The sequence below is a fragment of the Mycobacterium marinum genome (assembly GCF_003391395.1).
Classification (GTDB): Bacteria; Actinomycetota; Actinomycetes; order Mycobacteriales; family Mycobacteriaceae; genus Mycobacterium; species Mycobacterium marinum.
Map to the genome: position 1 here is coordinate 5,522,157 of NZ_CP024190.1, position 17,535 is coordinate 5,539,691.

The window sequence follows — 17,535 nt, forward strand, 5'->3', positions numbered from 1 at the left end:
CACCCTGCTGTGACGGAGGGCGGCGGGCATGACCGACGGACCCCTGATCGTGCAATCCGACAAGACGGTTCTGCTCGAGGTCGACCACGAGCAGGCCGGTGCCGCACGCGCAGCCATCGCGCCGTTCGCCGAGCTCGAGCGCGCGCCAGAACACGTGCACACCTACCGGATCACACCGCTGGCCCTATGGAACGCCCGGGCGGCCGGCCACGACGCCGAGCAGGTGGTCGACGCGCTGGTCACCCACTCGCGCTACGCGGTACCCCAGCCCCTGCTCGTCGACATCGTCGACACCATGGCCCGCTATGGCCGGCTGCAACTGGTCAAGCACCCTGCGCATGGTTTGACGCTGATCAGCCTGGATCGGGCCGTGCTCGAAGAAGTGCTGCGCAACAAGAAGATTGCGCCGATGCTGGGCGCCCGCATCGACGATGACACCGTTATCGTCCACCCCAGCGAGCGAGGCCGGGTCAAGCAGCTGCTGCTCAAGATCGGTTGGCCCGCGGAAGATCTCGCCGGCTACGTGAACGGCGAGGCACATTCGATCAGCCTGCAGCCCGACGGGTGGGAGCTGCGCGACTACCAAGAGCTGGCCACCGACTCCTTCTGGGCCGGCGGTTCCGGCGTGGTGGTGCTGCCGTGTGGGGCGGGCAAGACACTGGTCGGCGCGGCCGCAATGGCCAAGGCCCAGGCGACCACGCTGATCCTGGTCACCAACATCGTCGCCGCGCGGCAGTGGAAACGCGAACTGGTGGCCCGCACTTCGCTCACCGAGGAAGAGATCGGCGAGTACTCCGGAGAACGCAAGGAAATTCGGCCGGTCACCATCTCGACCTACCAGATGATCACCCGCCGCTCCAAGGGCGAATACCGCCACCTCGAGCTCTTCGACAGCCGCGACTGGGGCCTGATCATCTACGACGAGGTGCATCTGCTGCCGGCACCGGTGTTCCGGATGACCGCCGACCTGCAGTCCAAGCGGCGACTGGGCCTGACCGCGACGCTGATCCGCGAAGATGGCCGCGAGGGCGACGTCTTCTCCCTCATCGGCCCCAAGCGCTACGACGCGCCGTGGAAGGACATCGAAGCGCAGGGCTGGATCGCCCCGGCGGAGTGTGTCGAAGTCCGGGTCACCATGACCGACAGCGAACGCATGACGTACGCCACCGCCGAGCCCGAAGAGCGCTACCGGCTGTGCTCGACGGTGCACACCAAGATCGCTGTGGTGAAGTCGATTCTGCACAAGCACCCCGGCGAGCAAACCCTGGTGATCGGGGCCTACCTGGATCAACTCGAAGAGCTGGGCACCGAACTTGATGCTCCGGTCATCCAGGGAGCGACAAAAACTCGGGAAAGAGAGGCGCTGTTCGACGCCTTCCGGCGTGGCGAGATAGCCACCCTGGTGGTGTCGAAGGTCGCCAACTTCTCCATCGACTTGCCGGAGGCCTCTGTGGCGGTGCAGGTTTCGGGGACCTTTGGCTCGCGCCAGGAGGAAGCACAGCGGTTGGGCCGGTTGCTGCGCCCCAAGTCCGACGGCGGTGGCGCAATGTTTTATTCGGTGGTTGCCCGCGACAGCCTGGACGCCGAATACGCCGCACACCGGCAACGATTCCTGGCCGAGCAGGGCTATGGCTACATCATCCGCGACGCCGACGACCTGTTGGGCCCGGCGATCTAGCCTGGCGAGCAGACGCAAAATCGCACCAACGGAGCCCCGTTTGGTGCGATTTTGCGTCTGCTCGCGCCGGGGTAGGTAGAACACACACCTGACTTTGCTCGTTTTCACAGCTCAGGGCATTGGCCGCCCAAGAGTCGTGTTGTACATTCGGGCGTTTATGAGCACCCGCAGCGATCGGCGCATCCAGCGATGGCAGTCAGCCATCGTGGTTGCCGCGGCGCTGAGTGTGTTTGTTGCGTTGATCGCAGGTTGGGCGTTGCGCCCCAAGTTCTCTGCGGCCTCGCTGCCCGAACCGGTGACATGGTCACACGGAATTTCAGTCCACAGCCCGCATTCCGGGGCCCTCGGGTCAACACAACTACATGCCGATTCCCCAGCCGTGAGCCATGTCGGCAACGCCACGGCATCAGGCTCGGTACCAACCCACACCAAGCCGTTCCACAGCATGTGGATGACGCGTGGTCGGCCGCCGAGCTGGATTCCTTTATCACCGGCCTTAGTCTGGTCGCCGCAGCCGGCATCGCTTTTCGCAATGGAATTGGCGCCCAACCTCACCCATACCGCCAAGCCCGCCGATGCTGCGGGCGGTCGAGATTCGCTGACGCGGCTCTGCGTGGCCCGTTGCTGATGGCGCAGCGCTAATCGCGCCGCTGTGACGTAGCACCGCATACCCACCGCCGCTCAGGCCCGCCGCTTCGACGCGACCATCGCACCTGTGTCCGCCTGGCCGCCCGGCACCGTTTCGCCGGGACCGCCCTCACAACCACCAGCGCCATCTCGCCCGTAGGCAGATCTGGCGTTTCCCACACCAACTCGCCCGGGCCGTGCCGGCCCCGAAAGGAGAGTCTTCATGTCCTACCCGAATGCGCGCACTCTGCCCCTGGGATCACTCAACCAAAAGTCCACCGCCCTGGTCGCGAAACTACTTGTCGGCGCTGCCATCGCTGTCGGTTTCGGTGTGAGCGCAGCGGCATCGGCCAGCGCGGCTGACTGCATTGCCGGAACCGCGCCTGGCGGCGCCGACGCCAGCCCGTTGCAGAGCCTGAGCAACGGCTGTACCGAACTGCCAGTTCACATTCCGAGCGCAACGGAACGCGAGATCGATCGCGGACTGCACGACGGCTATGTCGAGGGCACGGTGCGCGGCCCGGCTTCGATCCCGAATCAGTAGACCGGGGCCCAGCAGCCGCGGTGGCCGCTAGCTCAGCGCGGGAATCACTTCACGCTCGAACAACTCGATGCCGGAGCGGTCATACGCGGCTTCCGGGAAATAGCAGATCGCGTATTCGCACCCAAGGTCGCGAATCTGCGCCAGTCGCTCAATGACCTGTTCGGGCGTGCCCGTCGCCGAATCCGGCAGGCCGCCAACCATCGAATCGGCCACGGCCTCAGGCACGTAGCCGACCAGACGGTCACGGACTCGCCCCATCCGATCTTTGACGTCGGCTTCCGAGGTACCCAGGACGGCGGTGAAGTTGGCCGATCGCACTATGGCGTCGAATTCGGTGCCCAGTTTGCGACAATGCTCCGCCAACACCTGCGACTTGTGCGCGAACTGTTCGGGCTGGGGCGTGAAGTTGGTGTATTGCGCGTACTGTGCGGCGATACGTAACGTCACCTTCTCCCCGCCACCGGCAACCCACAATGGAATTCCATTGTTCTGCAACGGCTTCGGCGCGACGATCGCGCCGTCGACCTGATAGTGCTTGCCGTCGAAACTGACCTTGCCGTCGCGCCAGGCGTCCCGCATGATCTGCACGCCTTCGTCCAGCCGGCCCAACCGCACCCCGGCCGAAGGGAATCCGTAGCCGTAGGCACGCCACTCGTGTTCGTACCAGCCGCCCCCGATCCCCATCTGGATGCGCCCACCCGAGATGATGTCGGCGGTGGCCGCCACCTTGGCGAGATATACCGGATTGCGGTAGCTCATCGCGGTGCACATTTGGCCGAGCTTGATCCTCGAGGTCACCGCCGCGTAGGCCGCCATCAACGACCAGGCCTCATGGGTGGCCTCGTCACTGGGCAATGGCACGGTATGGAAGTGGTCATAGACCCACAGTGAGTCCCAGGCGCTGGCATCGGCGTAGGTAGCCAGGTCGCGCATCACCGCCCAATGCTGCTCGGGCGCGATGCCGACGAGATCCATTCGCCAGCCTTGCGGAATGAAAAAACCGAAGCGCATAGCTCGGACTATATGCCCGGCGGCCACCGAATTTGGAGCGGGCACCAAGCACCCGCCCCGAGCCCGGCGTCAAACACCAAGCGCGGCCAACGCCGCCTCCACCGAGTACTGCCGCAGTTGCGCATAGGGCGCGTCCGGGAACTGCATGCAACAGTCCTGCAATCCACCAAATGCCAGCACCGCCCGGGTCGCCTGACCGAGCGTCGGCGCCGCGCCGAACACCAGCCGACCAAGCCGCTCCCGCCAGGCCAGCACGGTGTCGATCAGGCCGAGGTCGGACAGCAACGTCAGTTCGACCACCACCAGCATCAGGTCCTGACGATGCCGGTAGTGGAAATCGAAGTACCCCTCGAGCAGGCCGCGGACATTGCCGTCGGCAAGCCGCTCACGCTCCGCGACAAATCGCTCGCCCTCTTCGATCAACGGCACCACGATGCTGCGTACCAGGTCTTCGCGTGACGCGAAGTGGTAGTACAGCGCCGGCTTGGTGATCCCCAGCCGGTCCGCGATGTCCTGCAAGCTGGTGCCCCGCACACCTTGGCACAGAAATAGTTCGCGAGCGACTTCCTGGATCCGCCGCCTGGTGTCCGACCTGGGCTTGGTCACCACACGAGGCTATCTGACCTACCGTTAGGTAAGCACCCCATGTTAGCCTTACCGAACGTTAAGTAAGTAGGAGGCCGACGTGCGGATCTTGATTTCGGGCGCCAGCATCTCCGGTCCGGTACTGGCATATTGGCTGAGCCGCTACGGGTTCGATGTCACCGTCGTCGAGCGGGCGCCACAATTGCGCAAGGCCGGCGGCCATGCCGTTGACCTGTTCCGGCCGTCCATGGAGATCTCGGCGAAGATGGGCGTGCTATCGAAGATCGAAGCGCTGGCCACCGGGACCGAAACCCTGACCTGGTATCGCGAGGGCGCGCAGCGGCCAGTTCGCGTCAATCTCGCCAAGATCTTCAGCGCCACGTCCGACCAGCATGTCGAGATCATGCGCGACGATCTCAGTGAGATCTACTACGAGGCCAGCCGTAATGACGCCGAATACCTGTTCGGCGACTCGATCACAGCCATCTCGCCGGACGGACGGGTGAGCTTCGAGCACGCCGCGCCACGCTGCTTCGACATCGTGGTCGGCGCCGACGGTCTGCATTCCAACGTGCGGCGCCTGGTCTTCGGCGAAGACGCCGGACACACTCAATTCCTCGGCGGATACCTCGCGGTGGTGTCGGTGCCGAAAGGACTGGCACACGACGGCGAGATGGTCGGTCACGTCGGGCCCGGCCGGATGGCAGCGGTCTACACCGCAGCGCCCCTCGACGACGCGCGCCTGCTGTTCCTGTTCCGCACTCAGGACGAACTGCAATACCACTACCGAGATGTCTTGCGGCAAAAGGAATTATTGCGTGAAGCGATCGCCGGAATGCATCCGCAGGTGGACCTTTGGCTCGAAAAGCTGGACCGCACACCGGCTTTCTACTTCGACTCGATCACCCAGTTGCAGCTCGACACCTGGTCGCGCGGGCGGGTAACACTGGTCGGCGACGCCGGCTACTGCCCGGGGCCCGCGGTCGGCGGCAGCACCAGCCTGTCGGTGCTCGGCGCCTACATACTGGCCGGGGAACTGGCCCAAGCGGGCGGCGACTACGCGCGAGCGTTCGCCGCCTACGAGCGAGAGATGGCCGACCCGGTAAGTCGCGGCCGCGCCTTTGCCAGCGGGGTCGCCGTGAGCCTCATTCCGCGATCGAAAGCCGGAGTGTGGGCGCTGACCCACGGTGCGCAGCTGGTTTCAATGCTGCCCGGTGGCCTAACCAAAGCGGTCGCGAAGCTGAACACCAAGGGTGTGCGGCTCTACGACTCAATGCGGTTCAAGGAATACGCCCCACCGCGGCCCGGATAGGCACGAGCAGACGCGGAATCGCATTGCGACCGTGGGTCGCACGCGATTCCGCGTCTGCTCGCCAAGCCTGACGCTTAGGTCAGCGAGTCCGGCGGCAGGAAGCGGTCGCCGTACTTGGCGGCCAACTCGCGGGCGCGGGCCACGAAGGCCTCTTTGCCCCGGCCGAGCGCACCCTCGTAGCCGACGATGTACTGCGCGCTACCACCGGTCCACGGCGGGAAGCCGATGCCCATGATGGATCCGATGTTGGCGTCGGCCGTCGACATCAGCACGTTCTCGTCGAGGCACTTCTGGGTTTCCAGCGCCTCGGCGAACAACATCCGGTCGATCATGTCCTGCAGCGGCGGCTCCGAGGTGCCCGACTTGAACGTCTCCCGCAGGCCCGGCCACAGGCCGGCACGCTTGCCCTCGGGGTACTCGTAGAAGCCCGCGCCCTTGAGCCGACCGGACCGACCAACCTCGATCATCTTCTCGACAACCGCTTCGGCCGGGTGCGGCTCGTAGGTGCCGCCGGCGTCCTCGACACCCTTGCGGGTAGCGGTAGCGATCTTGTGCATCAGCTCCAGGTTGAGCTCGTCGGACAGCTGCAGCGGCGGGGCCGGGTAGCCGGCCTGCGATCCCGCCTGCTCGATCGACGACGGCTCGACACCCTCACCGAGCATCGCCAGCGCCTCGTTGACGAAGGTGCCGATGACCCGGGAGGTGAAGAAGCCGCGGCTGTCGTTCACCACGATCGGGGTCTTGCCGATTGCCAGGGTGTAGTCGAACACCCGGGCCAGGGCCTCGTCGGAGGTCTTCTCACCCTTGATGATCTCGACCAGCGGCATCTTGTCGACCGGGGAGAAGAAGTGGATACCGATGAAGTCCTCTTGGCGCTTGACCCCGGTGGCCAGACCGGTGATCGGCAACGTGGAGGTGTTCGACCCCAGCACCGCGTTGGGCTCGACGATGTCCTCGATCTCCTGGAACACCTTGTGCTTGAGTTCCTGGTTTTCGAACACGGCCTCGATGACGAAGTCCACGCCCTTGAGGTCGGCCGGGTCGGAGGTCGGGGTGATGCGAGCCAGCAGCGCGTCGCCCTTCTCCTGAGTGGTGCGACCGCGCTCGAGTGCCTTGGCCACCAGCTTCTCGGAGTAGCCCTTGCCCTTGGCGGCGGCCTCCGCGCTGACGTCCTTGAGCACCACGTCGTAGCCGGCCTTGGCCGAGACGTAGGCGATGCCCGCGCCCATCATGCCGGCACCGAGCACACCGATCTTGGTGATCGGGGTCTTGCCGATGCCGTCCGGCCGCGACTTGCCGGCGTTGATGGCCTGCAGGTCGAAGAAGAACGCCTGAATCATGTTCTTGGCGACCTGGCCGGTGACCAGCGAGGCGAAGTAGCGGCTCTCGATGCGGCTGGCGGTGTCGAAATCGACCTGCGCACCTTCGACCGCGGCGGCCAGAATGGCCTTCGGGGCCGGCATCGGAGCGCCCTTGAGCTGCTTGCGCAGCAAGGCCGGGAACGACGGCAGGATGGAAGCCAACCCCGGCGAAGACGGAGTGCCGCCCGGGATCTTGTAACCCTTCTTGTCCCAGGGCTGTTCGTGGGAATCCGGGTTGGCCTTGATCCACGCCTTGGCGGCGGGCACCAGCTCCTCGACCGTCGGCAGCACCTCGTCGACCAGCCCGATCTCCTTGGCCTTGGCCGGCTTGAACCGGGTGCCCTGGGACAGGATGCTCACGAAGGCGTTCTGGATACCGAACATGCGCACGGTGCGGGTCACCCCGCCGCCACCGGGCAGCAGGCCCAGGGTCACCTCGGGCAGACCCAGCTGGCTGCCCTCGGCGTCGGCCGCGATGCGGTGATGGCAGGCCAGCGCAATCTCGAGGCCACCGCCGAGTGCCGCGCCGTTGATCGCGGCGACGACGGGCTTGCCCAGCGTCTCCAGGGTTCGCAGCTGCCGCTTGACCGTCTCGACCGTGTCGAAGGACTGCCCGGCGTCTTCCGGACCGGCCTGGATCATGGACGTGAGGTCACCACCGGCGAAGAAGGTCTTCTTGGCGCTGGTGATCACCACTCCGGTAATCGAATCCTTTTCGGCGACAAGGCGATCCACCGCCTTGCCCATCGACTCGATGTAGGCCTCGTTCATGACGTTGGCCGACCCCGACGGGTCGTCCATGGTCAGCGTGACGATGCCGTCGGCATCCTTGTCCCACTGAATTGTGTTGTCGGCCATTTACTTAAACCCTCTCGATGATCGTCGCGACACCCATGCCGCCACCAATACAAAGCGTGACCAATGCGCGCCGGGCGTTGCGGCGCTCCAGCTCGTCGACCATGGTGCCCAGGATCATCGCGCCGGTCGCCCCCAGCGGGTGACCCATCGCGATGGCCCCACCGTTGACGTTGAGCTTCTCGTCGGGGATGTTGAGGTCCTTCTGGAACTTCAGCACCACCGACGCGAACGCCTCGTTCAGCTCGAACAGGTCGATGTCATCAACCGTCAGGCCGGCGCGGTCGAGCACCTTGCGGGCGGCAGGGGTCGGGCCGGTCAGCATGATGACCGGGTCGGCGCCACTGGTCGCGGTGGCGACGATGCGGGCGCGCGGGGTCGCGTTGATCGCTGCCCCCGCCTTTTCGCTACCGACCATCACGATCGCGGCACCATCGACGATGCCGGAGCTGTTGCCGCCCGTGTGCACGTGGTTGATCTTTTCCACCCAGTGGTACTTCTGCAGCGCGACGTCGTCGAAACCGCCCATCGCCGCCAGGCCCTCGAAGGCCGACTTGAGCTTGCCCAGGCCTTCCTTGGTGGTCTCGGGCCGCATGTGCTCATCGTGGTCGAGGATCAGCAGACCGTTTTGGTCGCGGACCGGCACCACGGACTTGGCGAAGTAGCCGCCCGACCACGCCTCGGCGGCCTTCTCCTGGCTACGCAGCGCATAGGCGTCGACGTCGTCGCGGGAGAAGCCCTCGATGGTGGCAATCAGGTCGGCGCCGATGCCCTGCGGAACAAACATGACGTCGTAGTTGGTGACCGGGTCAAGCCCCATGGCGCCGCCGTCGGCACCCATCGGCACCCGGCTCATCGACTCCACACCACCGGCCAGCACCAGGTCATCCCACCCGGAACGCACCTTCTGGGCGGCCATGTTCACCGCTTCCAGACCCGATGCGCAGAACCGGTTGAGCTGCACGCCACCGGAGGTAACCGGCATCCCGGAGGCCAGCACCGCGGCGCGGGCGATGTCGCCGCCCTGGTCACCGACGGGCGACACGCAGCCCAGGATGACGTCGCTGATCAGGTTCTCGTCGAGGTCAGGGTTGCGCTTGCGCAGCTCCTCGATCAGGCCAACGACCAGGCTTATCGGCTTGACCTCGTTTAGCGATCCGTTCTTTTGCTTGCCACGCGGCGTGCGGATGGCCTCATAAATGAAGGCTTCTTCGGACATGTCGACTTCCTGTTCACAAAAATTGGGGTTCAGATCCGTCATCAAGACTAGGTCCAGTACAGGCACACTAACAGGGGCCTCGGCCAACCTGTTGGTTGGGCCGAGTTGCTGGAGCGGTCCGCGCCGCTGATCACCGGCCGCGGCAGCGTGCGCCCAACGCCGCGCGACGGCGCGCATCGCCGCTCGGGCTAGGCTCGACCGACATGACGGTGTCGCGGCTACAGCCCTACGCGACGACGGTGTTCGCCGAAATGTCGGCATTGGCCGCGCGCATTGGTGCGGTCAATCTTGGCCAAGGCTTTCCCGACGAGGACGGACCGCCGGCGATGTTGAAGGCCGCCCAAGAGGCCATCGCCGCGGGCGCCAACCAGTATCCGCCGGGAATGGGCATCCCGGCCCTGCGCCAGGCCATCGCCGCCCAGCGTCGACGACGCTTCGGTGTCGAATACGACCCGGATACCGAGGTGCTGGTCACGGTCGGCGCCACCGAGGCCATCGCGGCCGCGGTCCTGGGACTGGTCGAACCCGGCTCGGAAGTGCTGTTGATCGAACCGTTCTATGACTCCTATGCACCGGTGATAGCAATGGCCGGCGCGAAGCGAGTTGCCGTGCCGCTGGTGCCCGACGGCCGCGGCTTCGCGCTGGATGCCGATGCGCTGCGACGCGCCGTGACACCCAAGACCCGCGCACTGATCGTCAACTCCCCGCACAATCCCACCGGTGCGGTGCTGCGCCGCGCCGAACTCGCGGCAATAGCAGAGATTGCGGTGGCCGCAGACCTATTGGTGATCACCGATGAGGTGTACGAGCATCTGGTGTTCACCTCGCCAACCGGGCACCAACACCTGCCCCTGGCCGGGTTTGACGGGATGGCGCAGCGCACGGTCACGATCTCGAGCGCGGCCAAGATGTTCAACTGCACCGGATGGAAGATCGGATGGGCTTGCGGCCCAAAAGAACTCATCGCCGGGGTGCGCGCGGCAAAGCAGTACATGAGCTATGTCGGCGGGGCGCCGCTGCAGCCCGCGGTGGCGCTGGCACTGGATTCCGAGGATGCCTGGGTCACAGCGCTGCGGACTTCGTTACAGGCCAGACGCGATCGGCTGGCCGCCGGCCTGAGCGAGATCGGATTCGGGGTACACGACAGCCACGGCACCTACTTCTTGTGCGCCGACCCGCGGCCGCTCGGCTACGACGACGGCACGGCGTTTTGCGCCGCGCTGCCCGAGAAGGTGGGGGTGGCCGCCATCCCGATGTCGGCCTTCTGCGATCCGGTGGCCGAGCATGCTTCAACCCAAGCCGATATCTGGAATCATTTGGTGCGCTTTACCTTCTGCAAACGCGAAGACACCCTGGACGAGGCGATCAAGCGGCTGGCCGCACTGCGTGACGCGGCTTAGTCAGCCGTACCCATCACGCGCTTGCGCAATCCCTCCAGCGCGGAGTGCAGGATCTTTCGGCGCGCACGATTAACCCAGAACTCGGGTAGCGGAGCTGAGGGTTCCACCGTGATGCTGAAGCGCACTCGCGTCTTATTGTCCGCTTCGCGGCGCAGGTTGTACTCGCCGTGCTGGCCGTGTTGCTGGACGGTCCTCTGGGCATCCCAGACCATCCAGTCCGGCCCCCAGTGATATTCGAGCAGTTCGGTGTCGGCGATCCCGGTGACCTTGATGGTGACCCGCACGTGGTGAGGTCGGCCGTCCGGATAATTGTCGACGACCTCGACGCGCTTGTGCACCACCGACCACGACGGCACCGCGCCCATGTCGGCTAGCGCCTCCATGATCACCTCAGGGGGCGCATCAATGACGATCTCACCCGACGCTTGTATGGCCACTGCCACCAAACTAGCAACCAAAATCGAGGTTTCAGGACAGACGAAGCTACTTGGCCTGATCCGTTGCGTCGCGATTGGCGACCAGCTCACTGAGCCCCTTTGCCGCGGCGTCGAGCACGTGCTCGCTAGCCCGCTTGACGATGAATCCCGGGATCGGCCCAGACGGTTCGACGGTGATGTCAAACCGCACCCGCGATTTGTCGAGTCCCTCGGGCCGGACCGTGTACTCGACGTGCTGACCGCGCTGCTGGAAGGTCTGATCCGCGTCCCAGCACACCCAATCCGGGCCCCAGTGGTACTCCAGGATCTCTTTGTCCACGAGCCCGAGAATCTTGATGGTGGCCTTCACGTGATGCGGACGGCCATCCGGGTAGTAGTCGATGACTTCCACACTCTTGTGCAGGGGTGACCAGGAGACCAAGACGCCGACGTCTGTCAGCGCCTCCATGACCACTTCCGGGGGCGCATCGATAACGAATTCCCGCGCTGCTTTTACGGCCACCAAGTTCAAGCTAGCAACGCTGCCCGGGCCACGAACCGGGTTCGGTGCAAATAACTAGTTACCAGTTGATTTCGCCGATACGCGTGATCGTGGCGGGCGGTGGCCCCACCGGCCCGGCCGGCGTTCGGGAGAACCGCGGCGCCGGCGCGGCCTGCTCCACGCCGTGCGCGGAAATCACCGTCGAGCGCGCCCGCAGATGATCGCTAGCTGCCGCTTCACTCCATGTCAGCACCGGGGTCACGCATGCGTCGGTGCCGGCGAAGACCGCGGCCCATTCGTCGCGGGTTCGGCTGGCGAACCGCTCCGAAAACATTTCGCGCATCTTGGGGTAGGCGGCGATGTCGAGCTGAGACGGCACCTCGGCGGCCGACAGACCGAGTCCGGCCAGCAACGCCGCGAAGAATTGCGGCTCGATGGCCCCCACCGCCATGTGCTTGCCATCAGAAGTCTCGTAACAGCGGTAGAACGGGGCACCCCCATCAAGGAGAAAGGACTCGCGCTCGTCGCGCAGACTGCCAATTCCCTTCATGGTCCACATCATCTGAGCCAGCACGCTGACCCCGTCGACCATCGCGGCGTCGATGACCTGCCCCTTGCCCGACCGCTCCCGCTCGTAGAGCGCGGCCATGATGCCAAGCAGCACCAGCATCGAACCGCCGCCGAAGTCGGCAACCAGATTCAGCGGTGGCGTGGGTGGCCGGTCCCGATAGCCCAGCGCCGACAACGCACCGGTCTGCGACAGATAGTTGATGTCGTGGCCGGCCGTCGGCGCCAGCGGGCCGTCCTGCCCCCAGCCGGTGATGCGCGCGAAGATCAATCGCGGGTTTACCGCGGCGCAGTCATCGGGCCCGATTCCCAGCCGTTCACAGGTGCCCGGCCGAAAACAATCCAGCAGCACGTCGGCCTTAGCAGCCAGCTCCAACAAGGCCTGCGGCTGGCTTTTGACGTCCAGGTCGACGATCCGTTTTCCGCGATGCAGCAGATCGCGGTCCTCGGCCGGCATCTGCAGACCCCCGGGCCGGCGCACCCGCACCACGTCAGCACCCAGGTCGGCGAGCACCATCCCGGCATGTGGGCCGGGGCCGATGCCACCCAACTCGATGACCTTCACCCCCGCCAGGGGTCCCCCACCCGCCACCGCGGCTACTCAGCCCTTCTTCACCTTCAGCACCTGCTTGCGCAGCTCATCGAGGCCGGACTCCACCGTGCCCTTCACCGCACGCTTGAGCACGAATCCCGGCAGCGGCACCACCGCGTCGACGGCCAGCTCGAGCTTTACCCGGGTCTTGTCGCCCTCCGGCGTCAAGAGGTAGCTCCCCTCCTGGGAACGCTGCTGGCCCGAACTGACGAGCGACCAGTTCACCTTGTTGTCGCCCCAGCTGTAGGCCACCACTTGCTCGTCGGTGATACCCGCGGTCTTGACCTTCATCTTCACCTGGCTGGGCCGACCATCGGCTCCGGTCTCGAGAATTTCGGCGCTCTGATGCGGCGAAGACCATCCGGGCATCGCTTCGAAGTCAGCAATGACGTCCAAGATCTCCTGGGGGCTGGCTTCGATGACGATGTCGCGGGTTTCTTTGATTGCCATGGCCCGCACGATAGCGAAGCGGCGGCCCAACCGGAATAGTTTCAACGGCGTAGCGTCGTCGTCGTGACCCTGCTCGAAAATGATGCCGCCAATGACCCCGTCTACACCGTCGGCGACTACCTGCTCGACCGTCTGGCCGAACTCGGTGTCTCGGAGATCTTCGGGGTTCCCGGCGACTACAACCTGGAATTCCTCGACCACATCGTCGCCCATCCGATCATCCGCTGGGTGGGCAGCGCCAATGAGCTCAACGCCGGCTACGCCGCCGACGGATACGGACGGCTACGTGGAATGTCGGCGGTGGTAACGACTTTCGGAGTCGGCGAGCTTTCTGCGACCAACGCCATCGCGGGCAGCTACGCCGAACACGTACCGGTGGTACACATCGTGGGCGGCCCCTCCAAGGACGCCCAGGGCGCCCGCCGGGCGTTGCACCACTCGCTCGGCGATGGCGACTTCGAGCACTTCTTCCGAATCAGCCGCGAAATCACCTGCGCGCAAGCCAATCTCATGCCAGCTACGGCATGCCGGGAGATCGACCGAGTGCTCTGCGAGGTGCGCGAGCAAAAACGGCCCGGGTACCTACTACTGTCCACCGACGTGGCGCGGTTCCCCACCGAACCGCCCGGCACCCCGTTGCCTCCGCTGGCCGGCGGAACCAGCCCACGCGCGCTGTCGCTGTTCACCCGCGCTGCCACCGACCTGATCGGTGACCACCAGCTGACCGTCCTGGCCGACCTGTTGGTCCATCGCCTGCAAGCGATCAAGGAGCTAGAGGCATTGCTGTCCGCCGACGTGGTGCCCCATGCGACCTTGATGTGGGGAAAGAGCCTGCTCGACGAGAGTTCAGCCAACTTCCTCGGCATCTACGCCGGGGCCGCCAGCGCCGAGCCAGTGCGCACGGCCATCGAGTGCGCACCCGTGCTGGTCACGGCCGGGGTGGTATTCACCGACATGGTGAGCGGATTCTTCAGCCAGCGGATTGACCCGGCCCGCACCATCGATATCGGGCAGTACCAAAGCAGCGTGGCGGACCAGGTGTTCGCACCACTGGAGATGGGCGCCGCGCTGCAGGCCGTGGCCACAATCCTGACCAAGCGCGGGATCAACTCTCCCCCGGTGGCGGTGCCCCCGGCCGAGCCGGGCCCGCCCACCCCGGGGCGCGACGAGCCACTCAACCAAGAGATGCTGTGGAACCGGCTCTGCGAAGCCCTGACACCGGGCAACGTGGTGCTGGCAGATCAGGGCACGTCGTTCTACGGCATGGCCGACCACCGATTGCCGCAGGGCGTCACCTTCATCGGTCAACCCCTCTGGGGCTCAATCGGTTACACGCTGCCCGCGGCGCTGGGAGCGGCGGTGGCCCATCCCGATCGCCGGACGGTGTTATTGATCGGCGACGGGGCCGCACAGTTGACCGTGCAGGAACTCGGCATCTTCTCCCGGGAGGGCCTGTCGCCGGTCATCGTGGTGGTCAACAATGACGGCTACACCGTCGAACGGGCGATTCACGGCGAGACCGCTACGTACAACGACATTGTCAGCTGGAGATGGACCGATGTCCCCGGTGCGCTGGGAGTCACCAACCACCTGGCGATGCGGGCCGAAAACTACGGCGAGCTCGACGATGCACTCACCGCGGCCGCCGAGCAGCAGGACCGCATGGTCGTCGTCGAGGCGGTGTTGCCTCGGCTCGACGTTCCGCCGCTGCTCGACGAACTCGTCGGATCGCTATCACCACCCGAGTGCGGCGGACGCAGCTGACGAGCACCGACAGGTTAGGCCGGGTGGGCCGCCCGATCGCCACTTGACGAGGCGATGATCGCCCGAACGGTGCGACGGCAGCGCCCACAGTCCGCGCCCGCTCCGCAGGCTCGCGCGACCTCCCGGGTAGTCGTGGCGCCGGCGACAACGGCATCGGCCACCATCTGACTGGTGACGCCGTTGCACAGGCACACGAACATTGCGGCGGTCAACTCACTGCGGATCGATCCGCATCATCTCGGAGAGCCGGCCCACGAACAGCGGTGGGTATGCGCCTATCCCGGCACCCCGAAGCCATTGGGCCGCGGCGTCGGGGTGATCGATCCACTCGCGGGCCCGCTGCTCGTCGGGAAACTCCTGCAGGATCAGCACTTCGTGGCTGTCGTCGAAAGCCTGAAAGACCCAGGTCTTTCGGATACCGGCGGCAACAAAGCGCTCCATCGCCGGGGCGACTTCGGCGATCAGCGTCGCCACGTCGTCGACCGAGGCGATCGCGGCCACCACGACTCCCGGGGCCGCCGCTGCCCCGGACCCCGACGCCCCGACGACAAACCTGTCCACAATCTCACCGGCAAAGACCGCCGGAATGTCGTCGACGCCTACCGCGTCGAACCAGTCGAAGAAGATCCGCGAACGAAGTAGCTCAACGACGGGCTCGCGGCTGTGCACCCCGATCATCACCAGGACGCGGCCGTAGTCATGTGTTGAGGCGTACACGAGAACGTGATGTGCACCGATATCGGCGAGCGCGGACTTGTTGCGTTCCAGCAGCGGCCACACCCTGGTTGGATCGGGCACGCGATAGTCCGATGCGATCACCATCGAGTGGATGTCGTTCGTCATCGCCGAGTTCCCGTCACCAGCAGCATCCCCTACACCGGTTCCAGACCTAACCTAGACCGGATCAAACGATGAGATAAGCCATTTTCCATTAGCTTTCGTCAGCTTGACCAGGACGCTGCTGGAAGTCAATGCCGGTTCGGGCCGATCTGCGCTCTGGGTGGTTTGGTTGACGAACAGCAGTACCACCGCCGAGTCCGGGTGCAACTCGGAAATGGCGGCGCGAAGCACCACCGCACTGGTCCTCACCGACTTCCGCTTGGCCGCCGGCGCGACGATCTGCTGCGTGAATTGGTCGTAGTAGGACAAGAATTCGCCGGTGAGGTGCGACCTGGCCGAGGAGAAATCGCGGTCGAGGGTGTCCGGAGAATAGGACAGGATGGCGATCGCCCCGTCGCTGGCGGCCGAGACGGCGGCCCCGGCGGCCTGGGCATCGACTTCGCGATCTGGCCGGTAGGAGAACACGAACAGCGCCGCCAGCAACCCCAGTGCGGCCGCCACCAGCAGCCCCACCACGGCAACGACCACTTTGCCCGGCGTCAGCTTGTGCAACCAGGCCCGACGGCGCTCGAGTGGCTCCGGCCCCGGATCCTCGCCGGGCTTCTGTTGTTCGACCGCGGTCTGCTCTGCGGTCACGGCACAAACTCGACTTTCGACATCTTGAGCTGATCACCGTCTCGGGTGATGGTCACGATCAGCCGGTACTTGCGGGGATCCTTCTTGGCCCCGGCGGCATTGGTGACTTCCGATGTCGAGGCGACCAGCACCACCGCCGAGTCATCGGTCATGGAGTTCCTGTCGACGGCGACGGCTTGGACCGTTCCCTGCTCGACCACCTGCGCCTGTTGCACCACCTGGATGAAGTCGTCGGAGGACTTGAGGAGTTCGTCTTTGAACGAGCCGGTGGAGTTGTCGAGGATGCGCCCTATCCCCTGCTTGGCGTCCTGGAAGTCCAGCGATGTCAAGGTGATCACGCCCTGCCTCGCCGCTGCAGCGAATTCGGCCACTCGCTCACGCTGCCGGGTCGCATCGCGATGCTGCAGCACCATGTACGCGCTGCCGGCCAGCGCGGCGAGAATGACGAGCACGGCGAGCGCGGCGGTGAGGGTGGACAGTTTGGGGCGCCTCAGCAGACCTCGCCGTGACCGCTCGGACTCATCGGCAAGATCGTCGCCCTCGGACTCATCGGCCTCGGCCGAGCCGGCGGCTACCGGCTCGTCGTCATCGGCGCTCAGCTCTTCGGTTTCGGCGACGTCGTCGGACTCGAGGACATCGGCCGAATTCGCAGACGGCTCTTCGGCACCGTTGGGCGAAGCGGTCGCCTGCCCATCCGCCGCGCCTTCATGGGTGGCTTCACAAGCAGCGTCAACTTCCGCTGCGGCCTCGGCGCGTTCGGCGCGACGTCTTAGTTGCAGGGCGCGCGCACGGGCACCGGCGGCGGCCGCCAGGGCCTCCGCTTCTGCGGCTTCGGCCTCAGCCTCTTCGGCCAACGCCCGCATTTCGGCAGCGGTGCCGCCAATTTCGCCCTCGTCCACCGGGGCCGATCTCGAATCAGCCGCGCCGTTTCCGATGCCGGTGCTCACACCACGCCCGCCCGACAGCAGCGCTGCGTGCATCGCTGGATGCGCAACTGCGCCACCCCGAATCCGTCATCGGCAGAGTCGAGCCCGGCCCCCGGATTCGATACCGCCGGCGCGCAACGACGGATTCCGCTGCTGCGCAACTTCACATCTCGCGGCATCGACCCCTCGTCTCGACGAACCTCGGAGAGCCACGTTGTCGTTTGGCCCCCAAGGCGGCTCCTAGCCCAAA

General features: G+C 65.5%; 17 protein-coding genes. 5 read left to right on the forward strand and 12 right to left on the reverse strand.

Annotated elements, in window-relative coordinates; all coding sequences use genetic code 11:
* The first annotated feature begins 28 nt into the window (after positions 1–28).
* A complete protein-coding gene (locus CCUG20998_RS23180; RefSeq protein WP_020729577.1) occupies positions 29–1,678 on the forward strand; it encodes a DNA repair helicase XPB in 1,650 nt (549 codons plus the stop codon).
* An 850-nt stretch (positions 1,679–2,528) separates the two neighbouring features.
* Positions 2,529–2,849, forward strand: coding sequence for a hypothetical protein (locus CCUG20998_RS23190; protein ID WP_020729576.1), 321 nt, complete (start codon positions 2,529–2,531; stop codon positions 2,847–2,849).
* A 27-nt stretch (positions 2,850–2,876) separates the two neighbouring features.
* On the opposite strand, the gene CCUG20998_RS23195 is transcribed toward CCUG20998_RS23190, so the two are convergent.
* Positions 2,877–3,860, reverse strand: coding sequence for an LLM class F420-dependent oxidoreductase (locus CCUG20998_RS23195; protein ID WP_020729575.1), 984 nt, complete (start codon positions 3,858–3,860; stop codon positions 2,877–2,879).
* 69 nt (positions 3,861–3,929) lie between these two features.
* On the reverse strand, positions 3,930–4,466 hold the full coding sequence (locus tag CCUG20998_RS23200; protein WP_038581774.1) for a TetR/AcrR family transcriptional regulator: 537 nt from the start codon (positions 4,464–4,466) through the stop codon (positions 3,930–3,932).
* Positions 4,467–4,545: 79 nt separating this feature from the next.
* Here CCUG20998_RS23200 and CCUG20998_RS23205 point away from each other — a divergent pair, with 79 nt between their 5' ends.
* Complete coding sequence (locus tag CCUG20998_RS23205; RefSeq protein WP_020729573.1) at positions 4,546–5,757, forward strand: FAD-dependent monooxygenase; 1,212 nt, start codon at positions 4,546–4,548, stop codon at positions 5,755–5,757.
* 74 nt (positions 5,758–5,831) lie between these two features.
* Here the strand turns inward: CCUG20998_RS23205 and CCUG20998_RS23210 are convergent, their stop codons facing one another.
* Positions 5,832–7,976: a 3-hydroxyacyl-CoA dehydrogenase NAD-binding domain-containing protein gene (locus tag CCUG20998_RS23210; protein ID WP_020729572.1), complete on the reverse strand. Its 2,145-nt coding sequence runs from the start codon at positions 7,974–7,976 to the stop codon at positions 5,832–5,834.
* 4 nt (positions 7,977–7,980) lie between these two features.
* Positions 7,981–9,192 carry an acetyl-CoA C-acetyltransferase gene (locus CCUG20998_RS23215; RefSeq protein ID WP_020729571.1) on the reverse strand — a complete coding sequence of 404 codons (1,212 nt, stop codon included), beginning with the start codon at positions 9,190–9,192 and terminating at the stop codon, positions 7,981–7,983.
* 203 nt (positions 9,193–9,395) lie between these two features.
* Here CCUG20998_RS23215 and CCUG20998_RS23220 point away from each other — a divergent pair, with 203 nt between their 5' ends.
* Positions 9,396–10,592 carry a pyridoxal phosphate-dependent aminotransferase gene (locus CCUG20998_RS23220; protein ID WP_103654058.1) on the forward strand — a complete coding sequence of 399 codons (1,197 nt, stop codon included), beginning with the start codon at positions 9,396–9,398 and terminating at the stop codon, positions 10,590–10,592.
* On the opposite strand, the gene CCUG20998_RS23225 is transcribed toward CCUG20998_RS23220, so the two are convergent.
* From CCUG20998_RS23225 to CCUG20998_RS23240, 4 genes are read right to left on the reverse strand one after another with little or no spacing between them, the layout of a single operon-like run.
* The gene (locus CCUG20998_RS23225; protein WP_036456040.1) at positions 10,589–11,029 is read right to left on the reverse strand and encodes an SRPBCC family protein; all 441 of its coding nucleotides are present in this window, start codon (positions 11,027–11,029) and stop codon (positions 10,589–10,591) included. The two genes, CCUG20998_RS23220 and CCUG20998_RS23225, sit on opposite strands and share 4 nt — an antisense overlap.
* Before the next feature lie 46 nt (positions 11,030–11,075).
* Complete coding sequence (locus tag CCUG20998_RS23230) at positions 11,076–11,531, reverse strand: SRPBCC family protein (protein ID WP_081435805.1); 456 nt, start codon at positions 11,529–11,531, stop codon at positions 11,076–11,078.
* Between the two features lie 58 nt (positions 11,532–11,589).
* Positions 11,590–12,669, reverse strand: coding sequence for a CaiB/BaiF CoA transferase family protein (locus tag CCUG20998_RS23235; protein ID WP_036456038.1), 1,080 nt, complete (start codon positions 12,667–12,669; stop codon positions 11,590–11,592).
* Between the two features lie 9 nt (positions 12,670–12,678).
* Positions 12,679–13,119: an SRPBCC family protein gene (locus tag CCUG20998_RS23240; RefSeq protein WP_012396222.1), complete on the reverse strand. Its 441-nt coding sequence runs from the start codon at positions 13,117–13,119 to the stop codon at positions 12,679–12,681.
* 63 nt (positions 13,120–13,182) lie between these two features.
* Here CCUG20998_RS23240 and CCUG20998_RS23245 point away from each other — a divergent pair, with 63 nt between their 5' ends.
* On the forward strand, positions 13,183–14,883 hold the full coding sequence (locus CCUG20998_RS23245) for an alpha-keto acid decarboxylase family protein (protein WP_020729566.1): 1,701 nt from the start codon (positions 13,183–13,185) through the stop codon (positions 14,881–14,883).
* A gap of 14 nt (positions 14,884–14,897) precedes the next feature.
* Here CCUG20998_RS23245 and CCUG20998_RS23250 read toward each other — a convergent pair whose 3' ends face one another.
* The 4 genes from CCUG20998_RS23250 to CCUG20998_RS23265 are packed head-to-tail and all read right to left on the reverse strand — an operon-like array spanning position 14,898 to position 17,339.
* A complete protein-coding gene (locus tag CCUG20998_RS23250) occupies positions 14,898–15,083 on the reverse strand; it encodes a (2Fe-2S)-binding protein (RefSeq protein ID WP_011738661.1) in 186 nt (61 codons plus the stop codon).
* A 13-nt stretch (positions 15,084–15,096) separates the two neighbouring features.
* Positions 15,097–15,726 (reverse strand): hypothetical protein, encoded by a 630-nt coding sequence (locus tag CCUG20998_RS23255; RefSeq protein WP_020729565.1) that lies wholly within the window; start codon positions 15,724–15,726, stop codon positions 15,097–15,099.
* Positions 15,727–15,777: 51 nt separating this feature from the next.
* Positions 15,778–16,359, reverse strand: coding sequence for a hypothetical protein (locus tag CCUG20998_RS23260; RefSeq protein ID WP_020729564.1), 582 nt, complete (start codon positions 16,357–16,359; stop codon positions 15,778–15,780).
* Complete coding sequence (locus tag CCUG20998_RS23265) at positions 16,356–17,339, reverse strand: hypothetical protein (protein ID WP_020729563.1); 984 nt, start codon at positions 17,337–17,339, stop codon at positions 16,356–16,358. The genes CCUG20998_RS23260 and CCUG20998_RS23265 overlap by 4 nt, the downstream gene beginning before the upstream one ends.
* Positions 17,340–17,535 lie beyond the last annotated feature (196 nt).

What these genes read in the sequence shown, in the direction of transcription:
- CCUG20998_RS23250 (WP_011738661.1), bottom strand. Translation starts at nt 15,083, where the DNA reads ATGTTCGTGTGCCTGTGCAACGGCGTCACCAGTCAGATGGTGGCCGAT.
- CCUG20998_RS23180 (WP_020729577.1), top strand. Translation starts at nt 29, where the DNA reads ATGACCGACGGACCCCTGATCGTGCAATCCGACAAGACGGTTCTGCTC.
- CCUG20998_RS23220 (WP_103654058.1), top strand. Translation starts at nt 9,396, where the DNA reads ATGACGGTGTCGCGGCTACAGCCCTACGCGACGACGGTGTTCGCCGAA.
- CCUG20998_RS23265 (WP_020729563.1), bottom strand. Translation starts at nt 17,339, where the DNA reads ATGCACGCAGCGCTGCTGTCGGGCGGGCGTGGTGTGAGCACCGGCATC.
- CCUG20998_RS23215 (WP_020729571.1), bottom strand. Translation starts at nt 9,192, where the DNA reads ATGTCCGAAGAAGCCTTCATTTATGAGGCCATCCGCACGCCGCGTGGC.
- CCUG20998_RS23255 (WP_020729565.1), bottom strand. Translation starts at nt 15,726, where the DNA reads ATGACGAACGACATCCACTCGATGGTGATCGCATCGGACTATCGCGTG.
- CCUG20998_RS23210 (WP_020729572.1), bottom strand. Translation starts at nt 7,976, where the DNA reads ATGGCCGACAACACAATTCAGTGGGACAAGGATGCCGACGGCATCGTC.
- CCUG20998_RS23240 (WP_012396222.1), bottom strand. Translation starts at nt 13,119, where the DNA reads ATGGCAATCAAAGAAACCCGCGACATCGTCATCGAAGCCAGCCCCCAG.
- CCUG20998_RS23195 (WP_020729575.1), bottom strand. Translation starts at nt 3,860, where the DNA reads ATGCGCTTCGGTTTTTTCATTCCGCAAGGCTGGCGAATGGATCTCGTC.
- CCUG20998_RS23190 (WP_020729576.1), top strand. Translation starts at nt 2,529, where the DNA reads ATGTCCTACCCGAATGCGCGCACTCTGCCCCTGGGATCACTCAACCAA.